The following is a 21,354-nucleotide window of genomic DNA, read 5'->3' as shown; positions in this document are numbered from 1 at the left end:
AACTCTGGATGTGAACGGCGAAGTGACAGGTGGAGCCGCATATGATCTAAATGGATCTGTATATAGACACCGGGTTATATTTGCTGTAAAACTCAAGTGTTAAAAATAATCTGCTTCATCTAGCTCGACCTCCTAGGTGTCCGTTGTTCAGTTTTAATGATCTGGCAAGCACGAGTAATTATTTCCAAAAGGATTCTCCTCAATCGGGGCGGCCAACTGAGCCAATCGCTATTTCAAAACAAATATAAAAAACGAGCATTTAAAACAAAATGCCCGTTTTGTTTTTTTTAATCAAGCCAGCTCGGTCGATGACAGCCTTTTCCCATCATTCCCATGTTATTAAAGTGGGCCCCGCCCACATGCGGGTTAGCCCATCCTAGGTTTAATCCTTGTGTTGCCATGTTACCCCATTGTGGCCCCATCGGTCCCATTTCTCCTTGCGGTCCCATGCCCCCATTATATTGGGCACCTGCCACTTGATTTTGAGGTCCCATGAAGTTATTTTCTTCACTGAATGTGTCTACGACAGATTGTGTTTGCGGAAAGTGGTGGTTATTTTTGGTTAAATGGTGATTATAGACTGTTGTGTGTGTTGGGTGGATATAATCCACTTCACTCTGGTAAAAATTATGGTGGACACACTCATTCGTCGGACAGACTACCTGTTTGGCTGGACCAAATTGCCCTGGCCCATTGCAATTGCAGTTTCTGTAGTGCATTTCAGTTTCCCCTTTCAATGATTAATCTCTTCATTAACTAACCTATGGCTCGAGCAGGGGACATGTACTAAGACACATGACTATTTTAAAAGAAAAAGTAACAAAGGAAGCAGTCACAATTTTCAAATTTGTGGGAGCCTTATGCAAAACAAAATGAAGCGGTTTACGCTATGAAGGCAAGTAGTGGTGGTCTCCTATCCGCGGCAACTGGTTTTGGTAAAACTGTTGTGGCGGCCGCGCTAATTGCAGAGAGAAATATCAACACGTTAATCATCGTGCACACCAAACAACTGCTTATCCAGTGGAAAGAAAGGTTGCTGGCTTTTATTAATTTGGATGGAACAAGATTGGTCAAATCGGTAGAGGTAAAAAGCAATCAAGTGGAACGAGATGCAGCAATTCAACGATTTAAATTCTCTTTCGAGGCAAGTTGGAAAGCGGCTAAGGAATATTTATATGACATAGAAGGGGTGGATGCCGGTTCTCCGAAGAGCGTCATCCGCAGTTGCAAGGAGGTCCACTTGTTGGAGGATGAAGGCTTTGGAATTGTTGAATGATCGGAATTTGACCGTTCATACCTATAATGAGGAAGTGGCCATTAAAATACAGAAAAATTTGGACCGTTATAATAACCTTCTCCATCAATGGGTTGAACGGATGAATGGTAAAGTGATGGAATAGTCATAAAAAGATAAAGCTCAAGACGTTAACAACCCAATATTTTAAAAATACATTAGCCCCCACGATTAAAGGGCAATTTCTTTTTAGTCTGAAATCTAGTTGCTTAGTGACTGGATTATGACTGGATACTGTTGATAAAGTATTAAAACTTATTTTGGTTAATACATTTATTTGCTAAAGGAAACCTTGAGATAATAAGGTTCTGTGGGTCTTATTATTTATCTATTAATTAGACGAGTGAATGGGCGGCATGATGAACCTGCAGTAGATAATAAACACAATCATTCTAAAGAGCCTCTCATAAGTTCTCTGAACTTCTGGGAGGCTTTTTTCAGGCTCTACACTATTTGTTGAGATCTTAGAAAAATTGGCATAAAAAATACACACAAACTCTTTGATCTACTATACTTGAATTGTCGAGAAACAAGAAGCAGATAGGAGTTGAGAGTACCTTAAAATCCCTGAGAAAGCACTAATTACTTAAATTTTATTTTATCTGTCTGGATCATACTCTGCTTCTTTATATTTCTTGAGTAGAGAAAAGCGGAAAATATTTTACTCGCTAGGAGCATACACGATATAGTTTTCCTGGATGGAGGTAGTGCCTTATTTAACCAAATACGGCTCTTGTTATCAAAAATAAAACAGACGGAGCTAGTAAGCATCCAAGACCGGTATAAAAAGTAGCTGTCATTGCTCCATAAGGTACTAGTTTTGGATCTGTTGCTGCCAGCCCACCTGCAACACCACTGGTGGTTCCCATAAGACCTCCATAAACGATAGCTGAGCGGGGATTGTTCAAACCAATGTACTTAGCGATGAAAGGGGTTCCGATCATGGTCAATATTGACTTTACAAGACCCGCTGCGACACTTAGTGTAATTACTGCAGAACTTGCATCAAGAGCGGAGCCAGTAACTGGGCCGACAATGTAAGTTGTGGCTCCAGCTCCGATGGTTGTCAGGCTAACGGCATCCGTGTAGCCGAATGCGAAAGCGATGACCACTCCTACAACAAATGACACTATCACACCGAAAAACAGGGATATGATGCCTGGCAGGCCTGCCTTTTTCATTTCCTTGAAGTCCGCGCCAAAGGCTGTGGCAACGATAGCGAAATCTCGCAGCATTCCACCACCCATAATTCCGATACCGGCAAAAATACCAATATCTGATAAACCGTTTTCTCCTCCAGTGGTAAAGCCACCGATATAGGCAAGGATAAGCCCGATAATAATCGCAACTGCAGACCCGTGTAATTTTCCATTGGTAAGCTTATCAGCTAAAAAGTAGGACATGAACATGGTAACCCCTATAACTGCAAAAGATACAATCAGTCCGTTCTCAACAAATACGTTACTTAGCATTTCGAACATTCGTTTCTCCTCCAATCATTTCCTGATCAAAATCCTCCGACTTGTCCTTTCCGATTTTACTTAGTAATGGAACCATTGCCCAGCTCACGCCTACCACAGTGACACCAGCTAAAATAGCCACAGGACCACCATCTACGGCAGCAACAACGTTTTGTTTGGCAGCCATTGCAATTACTATAGGAATATACATCGCGCTCCAAAAAGCTACACCTTCCTGGGATTTCACCTTCAGTTTGCCTTTCCTTTTAAGGTAGTCCACTAATAATACAAGCATCAGCATGGCAATACCTACACCGCCTACGTTCGCGTCAACTCCGACTAATACCCCTACCACTTCTCCTAGGAATGTTCCTGCTAACAAACATATTGCTAATAGTGTAACTCCATAAATAACCAAACTAACTCCCACCTCTCTATATTTCTTTTGAAATCCCCATGGCAAGTTACCGAATGTTCCACCTTTAATTAAAATAGAAATATTATCGTATGTAAGCTCATCTTTGGATGTATTCATGAAGTGTATAACTACTTTTTAGTATGTTTGAATTTCACACCTCCCTACTAGTAAGCGTTTTCATTTCAACAGACGCCAATCAACTGTCGACTATAATTCACTATAAAGGTGAAGAAAACATAAATCAATGAATTTTTGAAATTTTCTAAATTTGTTGAGTGTTGCGCTATTAAAGTGTTATAATTAAATCGACAGTCGACCAAATAGTTTAAGGGGGATCAAGCATGGGGTCAATTGATTTAAGCAATAACGCGTTATCCAATCATATTGCAGAACATATTACCAACCAGATTATTACGGGGAAACTTCAGCCCGGGGAAAAGTTGGTAGAAAATAATTATGCAGAAGAGTACGGGACAAGCCGTGCACCAGTAAGGGAAGCTATATTTACTTTAACTGTTGAAGGATTGGTAGAACGTGTTCCCAGAAGAGGTGCCATTGTAAAAGAATATACAGAGTCGGAGATTTATGATTTGCTGGAAATACGTATTATGCTTGAATCGTTAGCCATAAAACGTATTAATGAAAATGGCGTCGATGAAGAATTTTTGAAAGAAATGGAAGCTATCTTAAGAAAGATGCAAGACCAAAAGGAAGCTGGTCAATATGCGGAAATGAACCATGACTTTCATATGTGTATTATCAAGATGAGTAAAAGTGATGTTATTAAGAAAAAATATGATCATCTAAAACTGCCGTTGTTGAGGATTCAAAGTCTTTCCTTTGCGAAAGAAGGGAATATTCCAAAATCTATCAATGATCATGCTATGATTGTACAACTCCTAAAAGAGAAAGAAGTAATGAAAGCTGCAAATGCATTAAACCAACATAACCAGGACGTCATTTCCAATATACAAAATCGGTTATACAAGGATAATCGAGCGTTACAAAAATTTTAACCCCCTGGTTTTACGTAGAAGAGATTATATCTCTTCTAGTTTCTTTTTTTATAAACAGTCGACAAACGACTGATATCCAAAAGAGGAGGAGAAACGATGAGTGTTGCTTACCTTTTTCCGGGGCAAGGTTCTCAGCAAATTAATATGCTTCACCATTTACCTGACCATCCCGTGGTTACAAGGACACTGGATGAAGCGAGCGAAGTTATTGATGAAAGCGTTTTCTCATTAGATTCTGAAGCCAGACTCCAATCTAGCAAAGCTGTACAAATTTGTTTATTGATAGCTGGTGTGTCAACGGCGAGGGTGCTTGAAGCAGATGGATTAAAACCCGATATGGTAGTCGGGCATTCTGTTGGTGCTTTTGGAGCTGCTGTAACTGCAGGAGTAATAGATTTTCAGGAAGCTGTTTCCATCGTAAAGCAAAGAGGAGAATGGATGGAAAGCATATATCCAACCGGTTACGGTATGGGGGTTATTGCAGGACTTCCACAAAAAAAAATAGAAGAAATATTAGAAAATTATAAGACTGAGGAAGAAGCTGCTTATTTAGCGAACCTTAATGCACCTGATCAATTGACGGTTTCCGGGGCCGTATCAGTTATTAGAAGAGTGTTGGATTTATGCAAAGAGGCAGGAGCCAGGAAAACAGAAATGTTGAATGTCAGTGTTCCTTCCCACTGTCCATTGCTGAAAAATGTTTCAGAGAAACTATCTTCTGCTTTACAACATATCCCCTTCCATAATCCCACTGTCCCTTATGGAGGAAACAGGACAGCCAGAGCATTTCGCGACCCTGAAGCGATTAAAGAGGATCTTGTCCTCAGTATTTCTAATTCTGTCAAATGGCATGAAGCTACTTCATTATTTTATGAACTAGGGACTAGGTTATTTATAGAACTTCCTCCGGGTAGGGTCTTGACTGATCTTAGTTGTCGCGCTTTTCCTTCAGCTAGGTCTATTTCTATTTCAGAAAATGGTTTGAACACAGCTAGGGTTTTAATAAACCGAGATAACAGGCAGAGTGAGTTATGAATAAAATATGAAAGGATTGATTAATGTGGAAGATGTAAAACAAACAAATTCCTTGAAAAAATCATGGACCAAAAAACGTGATGCAAAGGCTGAAAAATTGAATAGTTTGGGAAGTATTGCCTCGGGAAAAGTCATTCCGACAGAAAGGATTGTCGAATCATTTGAAGTTTTGATTTCGCCTGGTGATCGAGTTTCATTAGAGGGGAACAACCAGAAGCAAGCCTCATTTCTGTCGGGCGCTTTAAATCAAGTGAGTCCTGAACAAATATATGACTTACATATGATTATGTCCAGCATATCGCGTCCGGAACACCTTGATATTTTTGAAAAAGGAATAGCTAGAAAAGTAGATTTTGCTTATGCGGGACCACAAAGTTTGAGGATTGCTCAAATGCTAGAAGATGATGAGGTGGAAATGGGTGAGATTCATACTTATTTAGAATTATATAGTCGATTACTCGTTGATTTAACCCCTTCTGTTGCATTGGTTGCTGCAGATAAAGCAGACACAGAAGGAAATTTATACACTGGGCCGAATACCGAAGAAACCCCTACGCTTGTGGAAGCAACTGCCTTCAGTGATGGTATTGTTATTGCCCAAGTCAATGAGTTAACCGATGAACTGCCACGTGTGGATATCCCGGGATCCTGGATAGACTTTGTCAGTGTAGCAGATAAGCCGTACGAACTGGAACCGTTATTTACGAGAGACCCTCGTCATATAACCGACCTTCAAATATTGCTTGGTATGATGGTCATTAGAGGGATATATGAACGTCATGAAGTACAGTCACTTAACCATGGAATTGGTTATAATACTGCAGCGATTGAATTACTATTACCCACTTATGGGGAACAACTCGGATTGAGAGGTAAAATATGTAAATATTGGGTATCTAATCCCCACCCTACATTAATCCCAGCAATTGAAAGTGGCTGGGTGGAGAGTATTCATTGTTTTGGTGGTGAAGTTGGTATGGAAGGCTATGTAAAGGAAAGACCCGATGTATTTTTCACCGGAAATGATGGAAGCATGCGGTCAAACCGTACGTTGTCTCAGCTGGCTGGACAGTATGCAGTAGATCTTTTTGTTGGGTCGACTCTTCAAATGGATCAATTCGGCAACTCTTCCACCGTTACATCTGGAAGGCTGGCAGGATTTGGAGGAGCTCCGAATATGGGGCATGATCCCCGTGGAAGAAGGCATTCAACACCAGCATGGTTGAATATGATGACGTCTGATGAACCTCTTGCGCGCGGGAGAAAATTGGTTGTGCAAGTGGTTGAGACATTTCAATCAGGTAATACCCCTGTCATCGTAGAATCGCTTGATGCGATTGATGTTGGCCGGAATGCTGATTTAGCTACCACTCCAGTCATGATATATGGTGATGACGTAACTCATGTAGTAACAGAGGAAGGTATTGCTTATCTATATAAAACTACAAGTATGGAAAAACGAAGGGAAGCGGTTGCTGCAGTAGCTGGTGTTACGCCAATAGGTTTGAACCATAATCCTGGCCGCACAGCTGATTTAAGAGAAAAAGGAATCATTGCTATCCCGGAGGACCTAGGGATTCGTCGGACAGATGCTAAACGTTCCTTGTTAGCAGCAAAAAGTGTAGAAGAACTTGTTGAATGGTCTGAAGGTTTATACAACCCTCCTGCTAAATTTAGGAGCTGGTAAATAATGGGTAGAACGCAGTGGAATAATGCGGAAGTATGTGGGGAAATGCTTGCAGAATTAGCTGTCAACGCGCTGATTGAAGAAGTAGAATTGACACCCAAGCCTGGTTTGGTGGATAGAAAAAATTCTGGCGCTCATCAAGACTTGAATATCTCTCTTATGATCCGCTCTGCCAATTCTTTGAAAACAACCTTTGCAGCTATCGGATCTGCAGCTTTTCAACAGGATCCAAATCATGAATTGCGGGAAAAAATTGCTTATATTGGTCGGATCGGAGAAAAGAAGATGTTTGAGGCAGTAGCCACCAATACACACAAAGGGGCGATTTGGGCATTAGGATTGCTGATAGCAAGCGCTGCCGTCCACTTTCCAGGTAGTGGAGCAAAAAAAGTTGCTGACACGGCAGGAAAAATTGCCAGTTTCAAGGATAGGAAAGCACCAAATGCTTCGACGAACGGCACGAATGTGTATCGTCGTTATGGAATAAAAGGTGCCAGAGAAGAGGCTGAAAAGGGGTTCCCCCACGTAATGGATATAGCTCTGCCTGCATTAATTAGGGCGAGACAAAAAGGATTATCAGAAACGGAAGCTAGATTGGAAGCTTTGATTCAATTGATAGCTCATATCGATGACACCTGTATTTTGCATCGAGGAGGTATGGCGGCATTGAATGCGGCCAAGCATAAATCGAAATTGATCATTCAATTGGGGGGCGTTTCTACAGCGAATGGCTGGCAGGCCTTAAGTCAGCTTGAACAAACATTGTTGTATTATAATGTCTCACCTGGTGGTAGTGCCGATTTATTAGCAGCAGCGTTATTTCTTGATAGTTGGAAAAGGAGAGAAGTGAAGTACCATACTCAGCCATTAAACAAATATCATGAGGTTTGAATTTAAAATATTGGAGGTGCTTGAATTGGAAACTTTAAGGTTTGATTATCCTGCTAAGAAAATATTAAACTGTCATGCTCATGTAGGTGTAGTGGGCTCAGGGGACTTGGAGATACTACTTACGCCATCTAATGAGTCAAATGCCAAAGTGATCGTCAGGACAGGAAGTAGAGGTTTTGAAAAAACCTGGGGCGAAGTGCTGGCGCGCTTTTTTACACTTAACGATATTGCTGCAACAATTAAAATTAATGATTTCGGAGCTACCCCCGGGGTAGTATCTTTGCGATTAGCTCAGGCGTTGGAGGTGAGTCAGAATGAAAGTTAACATGCTGAAGGATAGTCTTGTCGAATTAGATGCTCGAAGAAGAGCTAAAGCTATATTAGATGAAGGAACATACCGGGAATTACTTGACCCATTCGCTGAAATGGAGTCTCCACATCTAGAAAAGCAAGGAATTGTACCGGAAAGTGATGATGGTGTAGTGATAGCAAAAGGCAGAATTAATTGCGAGGCAGCAGTGGTCATATCGATAGAAGCAAACTTTCAAGGGGGTGGGATTGGAGAAGTATCTGGGGCGAAAATTGCTGGAACGTTAGAGCTCGCTTTACGAAACAACATGAATGGTGAACGAGTGTATCCTGTTCTTTTGTTTGATACGGGTGGTGTCCGTCTTCAGGAAGCTAATTATGGATTGCTTTCGATTGCGGAAATAAGTTCTGCTATCGTTGCGTTAAGACAGTATGTTCCGGTAGTCGGATTAGTCCCAGGCAAAATCGGTGTATTTGGAGGGATGTCCATTACAGCCGGGTTATGTACCAGCTTGCTTATGACAAAAGAGGGAAGGATTGGGTTAAATGGACCGGAAGTGATAGAGCAGGAAGCTGGGATAGAAGAACTAGATGCTCAGGATAGGCGGAAGATATGGAATACTATCGGTGGAGAACAAAGAGTTGCAACGGGGTTAGCAGAACGATTAGTAAAAGATGATATACCTTCTATAAAAGAAGCTGTTCATAACACTTTTAAAACTGATCTTCATGAGGCTCCAAGAAGCGCCCAAGTTGAGGGTTTTAGCAGTTTGATAAATTCGTTTGATCCTGCTGATGATATCCAACCTTATAATGTAAGAGGAAAGTGGGGCCGTATTATCAAGGGAGAAACATTTAGTTATAATAACAACAGGAAACCTAGCCAACAACATGATCAATACGGAAGAGGATATACATGGTTTAAAGCACTTGCTGATTTAGAAGAAGTTACACAAAAGAGTGCCGTCCCCTCTGTATTGTGCTCAGATAATCAAATAGGCGATTCGAACACTCGTATTATTACCATTGTTCCTGATGCTTATAGTAAATTTTATCGTGCCCGTAACGGAGAGGTTGGATTAGAACAAGGATGGTCAATTGCCAGATATATTCATCAGGCGATCGATGAAGATAAGTATAGAGAAAAAAGGGCAATTGTTGCTATCATTGATGTGCCTAGCCAGGCTTATGGATATAAAGAAGAATTGCTCGGACTGCACCAGGCGTGCGCTGCAGCTGTAGATGCTTATGCAACTGCTCGTATGGCAGGACATCCCGTTGTCAGTTTGATTGTAGGTAACGCTATATCGGGGGCATTTTTATCACATGGATTGCAGTCGAATCGATTATTGGCTTTCGATGATGAAAAGGTTAATGTTCATGTTATGTCAAAATCATCTGCTGCTAGAATCACACGTCGAACAATCGATGAATTAGAAGTAGCTACAAAGAGGGTGCCTGCTATGGCTTATGACATAAAGTCGTTTGAAAAGCTGGGGGCTTTGGATGATTTAATATCTGGATTGGACTTTGACAACCCGACAAGTAAAGATGTTGAGATTGTATTAGATAAGTTGCAGGAGTCTATCCAAGATATTCAAGCCAGCGGAAGTGATTTAAGCAAGCGACTTACATCAAATAAGTCTGATGAACATGGCAGAACGGCCTCACTCAAAGTCAGGGAGATGTTGAGAGAATTATGGTAATCCAGCCTCACGATTTATTATTATTAAAGGAGCCACTAAGTCAGCTGAGGACTGAATCTGTAATACCTGATTGGGTTAATAATTCTTTGAATAGAACACCTTTTGTAGTGGTGCGTCGTGCCCCCTTAGTAAATGGATGCGTCCCTATCGGAGTAAGGGGTGCTGAGCGAAATCAGCGGTTTGCAGCTTTTGTTGCCATTGATGCTATTGTGAACCATATCCTTCCCGAACAATTAGTAGAAAAGAAAGTCTGGAAAAAAAACAAAAGAGCTACGAACTTTAAGGCTTTTCATGCACTAGAGTTGACAGCGGATGTATTACGAGATTTCAGATGGGGGCCAGTAGGAAGTGTAGGCTTTGAACTTGCAAGCGGACAGCCGACGATTCATGAAGAAAGTGACTTGGATATTGTGATACGTGGAAATGAAAACTTGACAGTCACAAGAGCTCAAGAAATTATTACCGAATTAGAAAAGGCCCCTGTTAGGATCGATTCACAATTTGAAACAGGCAAGGGGGGATTTTCTTTAATTGAGTATTCTCGCGGCACCTCTTCTCTTATGCTTAGAACAATTGAGGGACCGAAACTAGTAAAGTCCCCTTTTTAATTAAAAATCGTCATCTTAGATAGCCCTCTATTCACTTGGAACAGGGATAAAACCCTTTTTAGGCTGCTATGAAGCCCAATAATTTTGATTGTGGTAGCCTAATTTTTCTTGAATCTCTATGAATTACTTGAAGAGCAATAGATACTTCTTTTTTGACTGGATAATGCTCATTTTTGCGAGTACGAAGGAAAAGATAAATGTTGTTTCGAGTGTGCTCATGATTTATGAGTTCTTGAATTCGAGGGTGGGCCAACTTTTGTTTAGGCTGGGATTGCCAGTTTAAAATGCCATTATCTTCGATGCTTTCTTTGAATTCGTGGTTCCCTTCACTGTGTCCAAAAGTAACAAAAAAAACAAAGTTATCAGTGTTGGGGATTTTTACTATACCTTGCAAGCCCCACGCCCCTCTACTAGGTATAAAATTGGATAAGGGGTCAAAAAATATCATGGACTTCTTTTCTTGTGGATGAATGATATAACTCTAAACCTTCCATAGTTAACCTCCTATATAATTGTTATTAACAATTAATAGAAGTATATAAGTTGCGGTACATTGTGTCTATGGAAATGATATTAAAAATTGTTCTTGTTACACTTCAAGATGTAACTGAAAATGTAACGACAAAAAACATTTTTACAAAATTAAACGAAGATATCTTTGGTAAAAGTAAATGAAATAGCTGTTTATCAGCCTGACATACTTTCTGTCATCCGTAAACTAATATAATATCCTGAAATTTGTCTCTCACCTTAAATGTGAGAGACTTTTTATTTGTGTGCATGGGGATAAACTTTAGGGTTCAAGTTTCGAGCGGCAAAGGTCGTAGTTGCGGTTAGTCAAAGGCAAGGGTTTCCGGGTGGCCTGGAATCCGAAGGAAGGCGGATACAAATTTCCCCCTATGGAATACGAATCTCATAGAAGGCTGTCTGTTCTTATTATCAAAAACGAATATTATTGACACTCGAAACTGTCCCTTCAGCTTTATAAACTAATTCTGAAGCTTGTCGAACCTTTTAGTTTGACAATTCAGAAAAAATTAGTGTACTATGTGTAATGTATACATAATACACAAAACTAAATGTGAGGTTTGTTTATGGCTAAATTAAATGTGAAACCAATCGAAAAGAAAAAGACGACAAAAGAAATCATATATGATCAGTTGAAGCGGGCAATTCTCAATGGGGATATCGAGCCTGGTGAGACATTGACAGAAACGATGTTGGCTGAAACATTCCAAACTTCAAGAACTCCAATTAGGGAAACAGTAGCTGACCTGACTAAGGAAGGTTTGCTTGTTCATATACCTAGAAAGGGCTTCAAGATTCGAGAAATTACAGAGAGTGAAAAAGAGCAGATAATGTTCCTTCGTAAGTCGATTGAAACGGAAGGTCTGCAGAAGCTTGCACCTGTGGTGACCGAGCAGCAGATTTCTGAACTAAAGGAGATTATCCATGACCAAAAAGAAGTGATGAAAGAGGATAACCGTGTCCGCTACATTGAACTGGATCAATTTTTCCATCAGAAAATTCTTGAATTCGCAGGACAGAACTTGTTAAAGGGGATTGTTCAGGAATTATACAATCTGACCCGTTTAATCGGACATGCAGCTCTTATGAAGGAAGGGCGGATGCAGGAAGTTATCCAGGAGCACCGTGGTGTGTTGATGGCTCTACAAGCGGGTGACGGGGAGCAAGCATTCGCACTGATGCAAGATCACTTGGATACGACGAGGAATACAGTTAAAGCCGTGAAAAAAAAATGAATGAATATCTTTGAATATTTCATCCATTTTTCCAAATTTAATGTAAGCGCTACAAAAGGAGAGAAAACGATGAATAAAAGGAATAGTTACATGATTGAAGTAGACGGAAAACAGATAGAACTAACTATAGATCGAGCTTATTGCATTGGGTACACCGGACGAAATAAAGAAAAGACTCTGGAACACGTTAAGGAACTCGCCGCTATTGGAGTTCCGGAGCCAGAGGAAATCCCTGCTCTCTATCCTATAAGTAAAAGCAATCTTAACCAGCAAGGCGAGATAGAAGTGGTCGGCCATCAGACAAGTGGGGAAGCAGAAGTCGTTCTGATTTTCGGTGAAAATGATAAGGAAATTTTCCTGACTGTCGGAAGTGATCATACCGACCGATCGCTCGAGACAGTCGACATCAACAAATCAAAACAGGTTTGCGACAAACCTTTCGCCAAGGAAGCTTGGAAGCTATCTGCTGTGATAAACCATTGGGATGAGCTGGAGCTTGCCTCTGATATTTTCATAGACGGGAAATGGGAGCCATACCAAAAGGAAAAAATTTCTAAAATTATTGCTTTTGAAGAAATACTGGAATACTTAAAGAAAAAGCGTGTATCGATGAAAAATAGTATTGTTTTTGCTGGTACAGTCCCTTTAAAAGAGGGATTCAAATATGGAGAAGAATTCAGACTCTCTTTCATTGATCCTATCCGTAATAAGGCCATTGAGACGTCATACATAATCAATAACTTAGCGTAAGGAGGCTAATTATGAAATTTTCTATGTATCAGATGGATATCCACCCAGGGAACCCAGTTGAGAACAGAAAGAGGGTAGCTGGCTGGATTGACATGGAAGTTGAGCGCGCTAACCCAGATACGATAGTTCTCCCGGAAATGTGGACCACAGCATATACGCTCAGTGCGTTAAACGAGTTGGCTGACAAGGAAGGCGAGCCCACCAAGAGCTTCCTGCAGGAGTTGGCGGTGAAGCATAATATCAATATTATCGGTGGTTCTGTCGCAAATAAGGTGGAAGGGAAAATCTATAATTCTGCCATCATTGTTAATCGTGACGGAAGGATTGTCTACCAATACGATAAGGTGCATCTTGTTCCGATGCTGGATGAACCTAAATATTTATCTGGAGGTGTAAAACCGGCAGAAATATTTGAATTGGATGGTATCAAAGTTGGCCTCATCATCTGTTACGACCTCAGGTTTCCAGAGCTGATACGTTGGTTGGCGCTTGAAGGCGCGCAGGCGCTAATCATCGTTGCTGAATGGCCACTGGCTCGGGTGGGCCACTGGCGGACTCTTCAAATGGCGAGAGCTATTGAAAATCAGATGTACGTACTCTCGTGTAACCGTGTTGGTAGCTATAATGACGTAAGGTTTGCGGGGACTTCCATGGTTACAGACCCATGGGGGGAGGTGTATGTTGAAGGTACACAGGACGAGGAGGAAACTTTCAGTTTTGAACTTGATTTAGAAAAAGTGAAAAAAGCGAGAAGAGATGTACCTATTTTTTCCAGTCGAGTACCTGAATTATATAAACAAAAGTAAAGAAGGGTGGATATCAAGATGAAGATTAAAAAAATTTTATTGTCCAGTCTATTATTGGTGTTGTTAGTCATAGCTTCAGCCTGTGGTTCAGAAGGCGCTAGTGGCTCAGGAGACAGTGTGACGTTGAAGCTTGCACATTCTGGTTCTGACAAGCACCAGTATAATATTGCTGCTAAGAAATTTAAAAAGTTGGTAGAGAAAAAGACAGATGAATCGGTCAAAATCGAAATTCATGGAAATGGAACTCTAGGCAGTGAAGCGGACGTCATAGAACAGGTGATGGACGGTTCTGTCGATATGACAACGGTTTCTGCAGATAGCTCTTTTGCTAATACTATTCCAGAGATGAATGTTTTTGGGATCCCTTACTTGTTCCGTGATGCTGAACATGTGTATAACACACTTGATGGTGAAGTTGGTCAAGAGTTGTTGAGTCTAGCAGAAGAAAAGAATATGAAAGGTTTGGGCTATTGGGAAGTAGGGTTCCGTCACCTTACAAATAGCAAGCGTGAAATCCATACACCTGAAGATGTCGAAGGACTGAAAATCCGTGTCCAGCCAGCACCTGTATGGGAAACACACATGAAAGCATTAGGTGCAAGTCCAACTCCAGTTGATTTCAATGAATTGTATTCTGCGCTTGACCAAGGTGTAGTAGACGGTCAGGAAAACCCGCTTCCGACAATAGACTCTATGAAGTTCTATGAAGTTCAAAAGCATGTTGCACTGACTGCTCATACATATTCTCCGGCTATCGTCGTGATGAACCAAGGTGTGTGGGATAAGTTGAATGGGGATCAGCAAAAGGCTATTCAAAGTGCATCTGAAGAAACCACGACTTATATCAGAGAGACATTAGCTGAAAAAGCTGAAAAAATCAAAAGTAAATTGAAGGAAAACGGCGTAACCATAACAGAGCCAGATCGAGACAAATTCCGTGAGGCTACGAAAGATGTGAAAGATGCTGTTAGCGAGGAAGTTCCACAAGAGTTGATAGATCGTATCAAAGATCAATAATTTAATATTGAATTTAGCCTCTCCATCATTCTATGAGTGGGGAGGCTGAACACATATTATACATAACTCATAAGAAAGGGGCGTGCTATTGGTGGTATTAGCTAAGATGGATTACTTAATTGGAAAAATGCTGGAACTTACTACTGCCATTTTTCTTGCAATAAGTGTTATCATCACGTTCGTCCAAGTTGTATTCCGATATGTATTAGAACAACCGTTAAGCTGGTCACAAGAAGCACTTATGATCAGTTTTTTATACAGTATCCTGTTTGGTTCAGCGCTTGCTATCAAAAATAGGGAACATCTTTCAGTGGATTTATTTGAAAACATGTCAAAGGAATTGGATAGAATTTTGAAGGCAGTGGAATTTATCGTAGTTGGGGTAGTGATCGTTACTCTTTTTTATTACGGATATGAACTTGTGAGGGACAACTTTCGTTCAGGGCAAATCATCGGCATCCTTCCCATCAATAAAGGATATGTTTATCTTGCGGTACCGCTCAGTGCTTTGTTCATGTTTTATTATCATGTGAAGAAGGTGTTCCGATGATTTGGTTAGTTGTATTTTTGTTTTTGCTAATTTTGTTACGTGTACCAATTGCTTTTGCATTGGGGTTTGTGTCAATAGTAGGTATTTTTATTTCCGATCCCGGGTTATTGACAAACGTAGCTAGAAAAGTTTTTACCGGTATTGATAATTTTACCCTTGTTGCAGTTCCACTCTTTATCCTTGCTGGCGAAATCATGACTAAAGGTGGAATTTCCAAGCGACTAATCGATTTCTCTAAAACAGTTGTCGGACCGTTACCTGGCGGTCTAGCTATGGTAGTTGTGTTGGCAAGTGTGTTTTTCTCAGCACTGACTGGAACAGCTATAGCAGCTGCTGCAGCAATTGGGGGGATGATGATACCAGCTATGGATAAGGAAGGGTATGATAAGCGATTTTCTGCCAGTCTAGTAGCTACTTCTGCTACAATTGGACCAATCATACCTCCTAGCATCGTTCTGATTTTATTCGGCGTCATAGCAGGTGTCTCAATCGGAGATTTATTTATTGCGGGTGTCATCCCGGGTCTGTTAATGGGAATCGGCTTGATGGGATACAGCTTCTATGTTGGTAAAAAGGAAGGCTATCGCTCGAGTGACCGCCGTGCAACACTCAAGGAAGTTGTAATTGGTGCAAAAGACGCGATTCTTGCGTTAATAATGCCTGTCATTATTATAGGTGGTATAGTGTCCGGAATCTTTACTCCGACAGAGTCAGGTGTAATTGCAGTTGTTTATGCATTAATTATTGGGATGTTCGTCTATCGTGAGATTTCTATCAAAGATCTTTGGCCAATTATTTTAGATACGGCACGTACTACTTCGGCAATCGTTTTTTTAATTGGAACAGCATCTCTATTTATATGGTTTCTATCATATAACAGAATCCCTAACCAGTTGATTGAATTAATGGGTAGTGCCTCTGAAAACACTTTAATTTTGTTACTGATCATTAATATTGTCTTGTTGATTGCCGGGACTTTCATTGATACGATTAGTGCTGTATCGATATTCACTCCACTCTTCCTGCCATTGGTATTGGGTGCAGGTATAGACCCGATCCACTTCGGAATAATACTTGCTGTCAACTTGACGATTGGGATGGTTACACCACCTTTAGGTGTATGTTTGTTTGTAACATCTTCAATAGCCAAAATTACAGTGCCCAAAATGTTCAAGTATCTGATTCCGCAGGTGATCATATTAATTTTTGTATTATTGATCATTACTTATGTACCGCAAATTGTACTTTATCCAGTAAGTCTTTTTCAATAAGGGTTAAGAAAGCTTTCTATTAAACTTATGTACTGCCTTTTACTTTTTTAATCATATTGCCAGTAATTGAACGATTTAAACTTTCTTTCGAGGCCAGTTGGAAAGCGGCTAAGCAATATTTATAAGACATAGTAGGGGTGGATGCAGGCTCTCCGAAGAGCGTTATTCGCAGTTGCAGAGAGGTCCACTTGTTGAAGAATGAAGATTTAAAAGTGTATTAGTACATACGATTAAAGAATCCATTTCTTTTTAGTCTGAAATCTGACTGGATAATTTCTGGATACTGTTGATAAAGTATTAAAACTTATTGTATTTAATCAATTTACTTGCTAACAAAAACCTTGTAATGAAAGCTTGGGGATACCCCAAGTTTTCTTTAATGTGAAAATATTTTCATTAACAAAAAAATAACTAATAAGATCGGAAGAAGAAACACAGCTAGAGCCCACACATTATTGGCAAAAGCGACCACTCCGATAAACATTACAATAGAAATTAGAACAAGGAATATCACTAACACTTTTAATAATAAATTCATTTCGTTCCCCCAGATTACAATTTAACATTTTACAGTTTGATATGACGTTATTCCTCCACAATTTGAACCTATTATTTAACAGCTATTATCCATTAAATTCTAAAGTTTCACAATACCTTTTTCATGGTTGGTAACAAGGAGAAAAGGTTCACCAATATGCAGGCGGCAGGTTTGGGTTAGGTTCTTGTGATGATGTCTCCTATGATCCTTAACATCTTAGTGGACGCTATGAAGTGGATGGGTTGGAGGGAAAATAAAAGAAGGGGTGACGGAACTCCTGGCAGAGTATATCGCCGTATCCTCTCTTTATAGGTGTATCAATTGGAGTATATCCGTTATTAAAAATGTTTAGAAAATAATGTTAAAGGTCGTGGAGTGATTGATTAGACGATCTAGAATGGCCGTTGCTAAAACTTCATCTCCAAAGATCATTCCCCCTTTCGTGGAAAACCTCAAAAACGCAAAAGAGTTTGGAAGTGAGCGAAAGTGAGTTCGGTATATTTAAATCATGTTCATGAATTATTAACTTACAAAAGCTGTAAGTTGGTTCGGAAATTCAGCACATGATATTTGTAACACTATCTATTTTAAATGGATATCCTTGAAGCAAAGGCCATATTCAAAAAGTTCTAAACATCTTTATAATGAAACCTCACAGAAATTTCACAAAATAAATTAGTGTTGAATTTTATGGTAAAATTTAAGTGACATTTTGTTACTACTGTACCAATAATTATATATGGGGAGAGATTAGGTGTTTAAAGAGGAATTCAGCAATTTGCTTCCGACTGGATATTGACTGGATTTTATTTTTTAATACTGATATCTTATTTAACCTCATATTAATACTGAAAGGTTGGAAAATTGAGTATATAGGTTTTTTTTACATCTTATCCTTTATTATTTATTTAATACAGTGAATGAGCGGCATGATGTGATAGCGCCCAAAATCTTTTCACTATAGGGTTTGAGAATAATTTGACTGGATTTTGACTGGTTTTAAAATCGTTTACTAAGTATACAAGCCTCTCAAGAGTTTATAACTTTTGGGAGGCTTTTCTTTTATTCTTTAATAAGAGCCGAAAGGATACCCCTCCGATTTAATAAACTAAATTATCTCCTTTAGGAATTAAATCTAATTATGAAGCTTATCAAAATTTAAGGTGACGCTCTTGTATATTTTTAGCCAACTATACCGGCCATCTTAAATGCCACTACTCTTCACTTGGATTAACAACAGTATATGTATAATCTTATGCCTATTATTACTAGCAAAATAGAAAGCATCTGAATTATAATTTTACCGGGGATACGTTGAGATAAAATAACTTGTGCGCCTATGATTACTCCACCACCACCCCAAAATTCAGATTCCCAGTCTATGCTCCCATAGAAAAATTGTGACAGGACTCCTACAGATGAGAAGAGACATAATGAAAAGATGGAAGTTGCCGTTGCGTGATGAGTCGATATCTTGAAAATACCTTCTTTTAGTACCGGTTTGTCAAGACTTTACTCGTTCTTTATAATGAATATAAAATTAGAAATTTCTAAAATGAATGGGATGGAAGGTGAATGAAAACAAGCGAGAAAGGTTAATAAAAAAAGTAGAAAACCATTTAAGGATGACAGCCCTGCAATTAGTCAAATTTGATACAGAGGAGGAAGCTTTACAATATTTGACGGATTCCTTCCAATCTCAGTTAGGTTGTGATTTTGTAGGGGTGAACTTGAAAGAAAGGGATTATATCGCCCCAAAAGTTTGGAGCGGAGCGTTATAAAATTTAAAAAAGGCATTTCCGATTAGAATGGATGAATCTGATTCCTTACTTTTTCATCAAAGCCTTACCTTTGAAGAAGAGGTGGTGGATGAATCATGTCCATTCCTTAACCTGCTAAAAATGAAACGGTTAAAACGTGGTTTACGGTGCCGTTACAAGATGAAAGTAACAATTACGGGTTTTTGTACAGTCGGCTACATAGAATTTACACCATTGCTCGAAATGGAGGCGATCTTTGAAGAGTTTGGCCGCGATGTTGCTGTAGTTGACAGTAGCCAAAAGAAAAGAGAGCGAACAAAAAAGAATCACAGGAATGAAATGGCTGAGTCAAAACCTTTCTTTTAATGAGTCAATTGAAAATCTTGTATCTAAAATTGTAGAACAGGCTGGAAAAGATTGAAGATATCCTGGAGATTAGTTTAAATGATTCTGAACTCCGGTTTGACTTAATGCTCGCTTATAAACTCTATGATCTGTACCAAAAGTAGATGACAAACCGCGCCTGCGGTTTATTTTTTTGCCTATACTCTGTTAAATTCTAGTGTTGTTTTAACGAGGTGATTTTCATCCTAATGGCCATTCATCCATCTGGCAATGGGCTCGAAATTTCGATTTCGAGCTTTTCGTGTGAGCTCAGATGCCTTGGGCAGGAGTCTTGAAGCTTACAGGTCATTCGGCAAATTAAGGCATTAAGCGTGGTCATTACAGTTTTTTCTATATGAAATTATCTGACTATTGACATTTTTAACAATATTAAGTTAACATTACCTAATATAGAACTAAGTTATCTATTTTGGGAATTTAAAAGAAATTGTTATTGGTTAGAAATATTTTTGAAAACGATAACATTTTGATGTGGAGGGGTTGGTATGGTTTTGAACAATCTTTCAGAGAGTATTATGATCAGTGATTTGGTTGACACATCCGCAAAAACTTATAAAGATCGGACGGCATTTATATATGAAAATGAAAGTTATACCTTTGAAGAAATCCATCAAATGTCCTTCAATATGGCAAAAAACCTATTATCAATAGGGCTGAAAAAAGGAGACGTAATAGCTGTACAGCTTCCGAATTCATTGGAGTTTGTCATTACTCACCTTGCTGCTGCCAGAGTTGGACTTATATTCAATCCTTTAAGCCCTACCTACCGCAAGAAGGAATTGACGTATATGCTTGGTCATTGCGATACAAAGTCTTTTATCACCATTGATTCATGGAAAGGGTTTTCCCATGGAGATTTAGCCATTGATTTAAAAGATGATCTTGAAAACCTTGAACATGTCATCATTACTGGCGATGACAATGGAAGCGGCATTTCTTTTTCACAAATGACGGCTAATAACCAGCAAGTGTCCTCAGAAGAGCTGGAGCAGAACAAACCAACAGAAGATGAACCAGCCATTATCATGTTTACTTCAGGAACGGACTCTAACCCGAAAGCAGTATTGCATACCTATGAAACCTTTGTGCCGGCACATTTGTTAAATGGCAAAGAATATCAAGTGAATGAAAAGGATACGATCCTCAGTCTTACACCGCTTTGTCATATGTTCTCCTTGCCCATGATTATTATCGGGCTGACTTATGGTACGAGACATCATCTTGTCTCTGAGTATAAATTGGAGAACATTATGTTTATTTTAGAAAAAGAACTTGTCAGTTTTCTGATTGCTGCGCCTGCTCATCTGATAGATATGATTCATCATATTCGCAGTGAAAATGTAAGCGGTTTACCGCTGCGGCTGATATTGACAGGCGGTTCTAAAATACCTTCAGAGATGGTCAAGGACTTACGAAAGCTGGTTGGATGCAGTGTGGGTGCCCAGTGGGGGATGACGGAAATTTGTGCCGGCACGTTTACACGTCCGGATGATGACGAGTCCTTGACATGGGAAACGGTCGGCAAAGCTTCTCCTTCCGGGGAAGTAGTTGTTCTGGACGAAAATCATGAATTCTTGCCTGCTGGGGAAATTGGAGAAATAGGCTTTAAGGGGGTTTGTCTGTTTAAAGAATATTATAAAAACGCCTTGGATACGCAAGAATCCTTGACAGAAGGAGGTTTTTATCTGACAGGTGATCGGGGATGGCTTGATGAAAATGGTTACCTGCATTTTGTCGGAAGGACGAAAGATACCATTAACCGGGGAGGTTTGAAGTTCCATGCTTCAGAAATAGAAGAGGTTCTCCAGATGCACCCCAAAATACAGCAGGCAGCTTTGGTAAGTGTACCTGACCCTCGACTAGGTGAACGGGCTTGTGCCTTTGTTTCTCCCCGTGACGACCATTCCATTGAGCTGGAAGAAATCAAGGAATTTTTACTTAAGAATGGATTTGCAAAATATAAATTGCCAGAATACATGGAAATAAGAGGTTCTCTTCCGACTACACCTTCTGGAAAGATCATGAAAGGGCCGTTACGTGAGGAAGTAGAATCACTCATCAACCAATAAA

General features: G+C 39.8%; 23 protein-coding genes and 1 pseudogene. 19 read left to right on the top strand and 5 right to left on the bottom strand.

All coding sequences use genetic code 11. From position 1 onward, the window contains the following. Positions 1–287: 287 nt before the first annotated feature. Positions 288–719, bottom strand: coding sequence for a CotD family spore coat protein (locus HOP45_RS19980; protein ID WP_181351247.1), 432 nt, complete (start codon positions 717–719; stop codon positions 288–290). Between the two features lie 170 nt (positions 720–889). On the opposite strand from HOP45_RS19980, the gene HOP45_RS19975 reads away from it, so the two are divergent. After that, positions 890–1,276, top strand: a complete 387-nt coding sequence (locus tag HOP45_RS19975; protein ID WP_181351246.1) for a nucleotidyltransferase substrate binding protein — start codon at positions 890–892, stop codon at positions 1,274–1,276. Continuing rightward, positions 1,260–1,400, top strand: coding sequence for a hypothetical protein (locus HOP45_RS19970; RefSeq protein ID WP_181351245.1), 141 nt, complete (start codon positions 1,260–1,262; stop codon positions 1,398–1,400). Before HOP45_RS19975 ends, HOP45_RS19970 begins: the two co-directional genes overlap by 17 nt. Before the next feature lie 610 nt (positions 1,401–2,010). On the opposite strand, the gene madM is transcribed toward HOP45_RS19970, so the two are convergent. Both madM and madL read right to left on the bottom strand, forming a co-directional pair. Continuing rightward, the gene (gene madM / locus HOP45_RS19965) at positions 2,011–2,775 is read right to left on the bottom strand and encodes a malonate transporter subunit MadM (protein WP_181351244.1); all 765 of its coding nucleotides are present in this window, start codon (positions 2,773–2,775) and stop codon (positions 2,011–2,013) included. Beyond that, complete coding sequence (gene madL / locus HOP45_RS19960; RefSeq protein WP_181351243.1) at positions 2,756–3,172, bottom strand: malonate transporter subunit MadL; 417 nt, start codon at positions 3,170–3,172, stop codon at positions 2,756–2,758. Before madL ends, madM begins: the two co-directional genes overlap by 20 nt. Positions 3,173–3,513: 341 nt before the next feature. On the opposite strand from madL, the gene HOP45_RS19955 reads away from it, so the two are divergent. The 7 genes from HOP45_RS19955 to HOP45_RS19925 all read left to right on the top strand — a co-directional run bounded on the left by HOP45_RS19955 (position 3,514) and on the right by HOP45_RS19925 (position 10,424). Further along, on the top strand, positions 3,514–4,188 hold the full coding sequence (locus tag HOP45_RS19955; protein ID WP_181351242.1) for a GntR family transcriptional regulator: 675 nt from the start codon (positions 3,514–3,516) through the stop codon (positions 4,186–4,188). A gap of 96 nt (positions 4,189–4,284) precedes the next feature. Further along, positions 4,285–5,223: an ACP S-malonyltransferase gene (locus HOP45_RS19950; RefSeq protein ID WP_181351240.1), complete on the top strand. Its 939-nt coding sequence runs from the start codon at positions 4,285–4,287 to the stop codon at positions 5,221–5,223. 25 nt (positions 5,224–5,248) lie between these two features. Next, on the top strand, positions 5,249–6,910 hold the full coding sequence (mdcA, locus tag HOP45_RS19945; RefSeq protein WP_370458074.1) for a malonate decarboxylase subunit alpha: 1,662 nt from the start codon (positions 5,249–5,251) through the stop codon (positions 6,908–6,910). A 3-nt stretch (positions 6,911–6,913) separates the two neighbouring features. Beyond that, complete coding sequence (locus tag HOP45_RS19940) at positions 6,914–7,801, top strand: triphosphoribosyl-dephospho-CoA synthase (RefSeq protein ID WP_181351237.1); 888 nt, start codon at positions 6,914–6,916, stop codon at positions 7,799–7,801. A 25-nt stretch (positions 7,802–7,826) separates the two neighbouring features. Then, entirely contained in the window at positions 7,827–8,126 is a 300-nt protein-coding gene (locus tag HOP45_RS19935; RefSeq protein WP_181351235.1) for a malonate decarboxylase subunit delta, read from the top strand. Further along, positions 8,116–9,816 (top strand): biotin-independent malonate decarboxylase subunit beta, encoded by a 1,701-nt coding sequence (locus tag HOP45_RS19930; RefSeq protein WP_181351233.1) that lies wholly within the window; start codon positions 8,116–8,118, stop codon positions 9,814–9,816. The genes HOP45_RS19935 and HOP45_RS19930 overlap by 11 nt, the downstream gene beginning before the upstream one ends. Continuing rightward, positions 9,810–10,424, top strand: coding sequence for a malonate decarboxylase holo-ACP synthase (locus tag HOP45_RS19925; protein ID WP_181351231.1), 615 nt, complete (start codon positions 9,810–9,812; stop codon positions 10,422–10,424). The genes HOP45_RS19930 and HOP45_RS19925 overlap by 7 nt, the downstream gene beginning before the upstream one ends. A 58-nt stretch (positions 10,425–10,482) precedes the next feature. Here the strand turns inward: HOP45_RS19925 and HOP45_RS19920 are convergent, their stop codons facing one another. After that, entirely contained in the window at positions 10,483–10,818 is a 336-nt protein-coding gene (locus HOP45_RS19920) for a DUF3427 domain-containing protein (RefSeq protein WP_181351230.1), read from the bottom strand. A 700-nt stretch (positions 10,819–11,518) separates the two neighbouring features. Here HOP45_RS19920 and HOP45_RS19915 point away from each other — a divergent pair. The 6 genes from HOP45_RS19915 to HOP45_RS19890 all read left to right on the top strand — a co-directional run bounded on the left by HOP45_RS19915 (position 11,519) and on the right by HOP45_RS19890 (position 16,581). Further along, positions 11,519–12,187 carry a GntR family transcriptional regulator gene (locus tag HOP45_RS19915; RefSeq protein ID WP_181351228.1) on the top strand — a complete coding sequence of 223 codons (669 nt, stop codon included), beginning with the start codon at positions 11,519–11,521 and terminating at the stop codon, positions 12,185–12,187. Positions 12,188–12,256: 69 nt separating this feature from the next. Further along, the gene (locus tag HOP45_RS19910) at positions 12,257–12,937 is read left to right on the top strand and encodes a DUF2848 family protein (protein WP_181351226.1); all 681 of its coding nucleotides are present in this window, start codon (positions 12,257–12,259) and stop codon (positions 12,935–12,937) included. 11 nt (positions 12,938–12,948) lie between these two features. After that, a complete protein-coding gene (locus HOP45_RS19905) occupies positions 12,949–13,743 on the top strand; it encodes a carbon-nitrogen family hydrolase (protein ID WP_181351224.1) in 795 nt (264 codons plus the stop codon). An 18-nt stretch (positions 13,744–13,761) separates the two neighbouring features. Continuing rightward, entirely contained in the window at positions 13,762–14,760 is a 999-nt protein-coding gene (locus tag HOP45_RS19900; protein ID WP_181351222.1) for a DctP family TRAP transporter solute-binding subunit, read from the top strand. A gap of 91 nt (positions 14,761–14,851) precedes the next feature. Further along, on the top strand, positions 14,852–15,310 hold the full coding sequence (locus tag HOP45_RS19895; protein WP_370458075.1) for a TRAP transporter small permease: 459 nt from the start codon (positions 14,852–14,854) through the stop codon (positions 15,308–15,310). Next, positions 15,307–16,581 carry a TRAP transporter large permease gene (locus HOP45_RS19890; RefSeq protein ID WP_181351219.1) on the top strand — a complete coding sequence of 425 codons (1,275 nt, stop codon included), beginning with the start codon at positions 15,307–15,309 and terminating at the stop codon, positions 16,579–16,581. The genes HOP45_RS19895 and HOP45_RS19890 overlap by 4 nt, the downstream gene beginning before the upstream one ends. Positions 16,582–17,467: 886 nt before the next feature. Here HOP45_RS19890 and HOP45_RS19885 read toward each other — a convergent pair. Then, positions 17,468–17,554, bottom strand: a pseudogene (locus HOP45_RS19885) (AAA family ATPase); the annotation flags it as partial. Between the two features lie 1,136 nt (positions 17,555–18,690). Here HOP45_RS19885 and HOP45_RS19880 point away from each other — a divergent pair. The 4 genes from HOP45_RS19880 to HOP45_RS19870 all read left to right on the top strand — a co-directional run bounded on the left by HOP45_RS19880 (position 18,691) and on the right by HOP45_RS19870 (position 21,353). After that, the gene (locus HOP45_RS19880) at positions 18,691–18,900 is read left to right on the top strand and encodes a hypothetical protein (RefSeq protein ID WP_181351217.1); all 210 of its coding nucleotides are present in this window, start codon (positions 18,691–18,693) and stop codon (positions 18,898–18,900) included. Positions 18,901–18,927: 27 nt separating this feature from the next. Next, on the top strand, positions 18,928–19,245 hold the full coding sequence (locus HOP45_RS19875) for a hypothetical protein (RefSeq protein WP_181351216.1): 318 nt from the start codon (positions 18,928–18,930) through the stop codon (positions 19,243–19,245). 41 nt (positions 19,246–19,286) lie between these two features. Then, positions 19,287–19,388, top strand: coding sequence for a hypothetical protein (locus tag HOP45_RS20895; protein WP_304650488.1), 102 nt, complete (start codon positions 19,287–19,289; stop codon positions 19,386–19,388). A 381-nt stretch (positions 19,389–19,769) separates the two neighbouring features. Next, positions 19,770–21,353, top strand: a complete 1,584-nt coding sequence (locus HOP45_RS19870; RefSeq protein ID WP_181351214.1) for a class I adenylate-forming enzyme family protein — start codon at positions 19,770–19,772, stop codon at positions 21,351–21,353. The last annotated feature ends 1 nt before the right edge of the window (position 21,354 follow it).

This window comes from Thalassobacillus sp. CUG 92003, from assembly GCF_013618635.1.
In the GTDB taxonomy this organism is placed as follows: Bacteria; Bacillota; Bacilli; order Bacillales; family Halobacillaceae; genus CUG-92003.
Note: the sequence above shows the minus strand (reverse complement) of the source record. Positions and strands in the feature narration are given on the sequence as shown.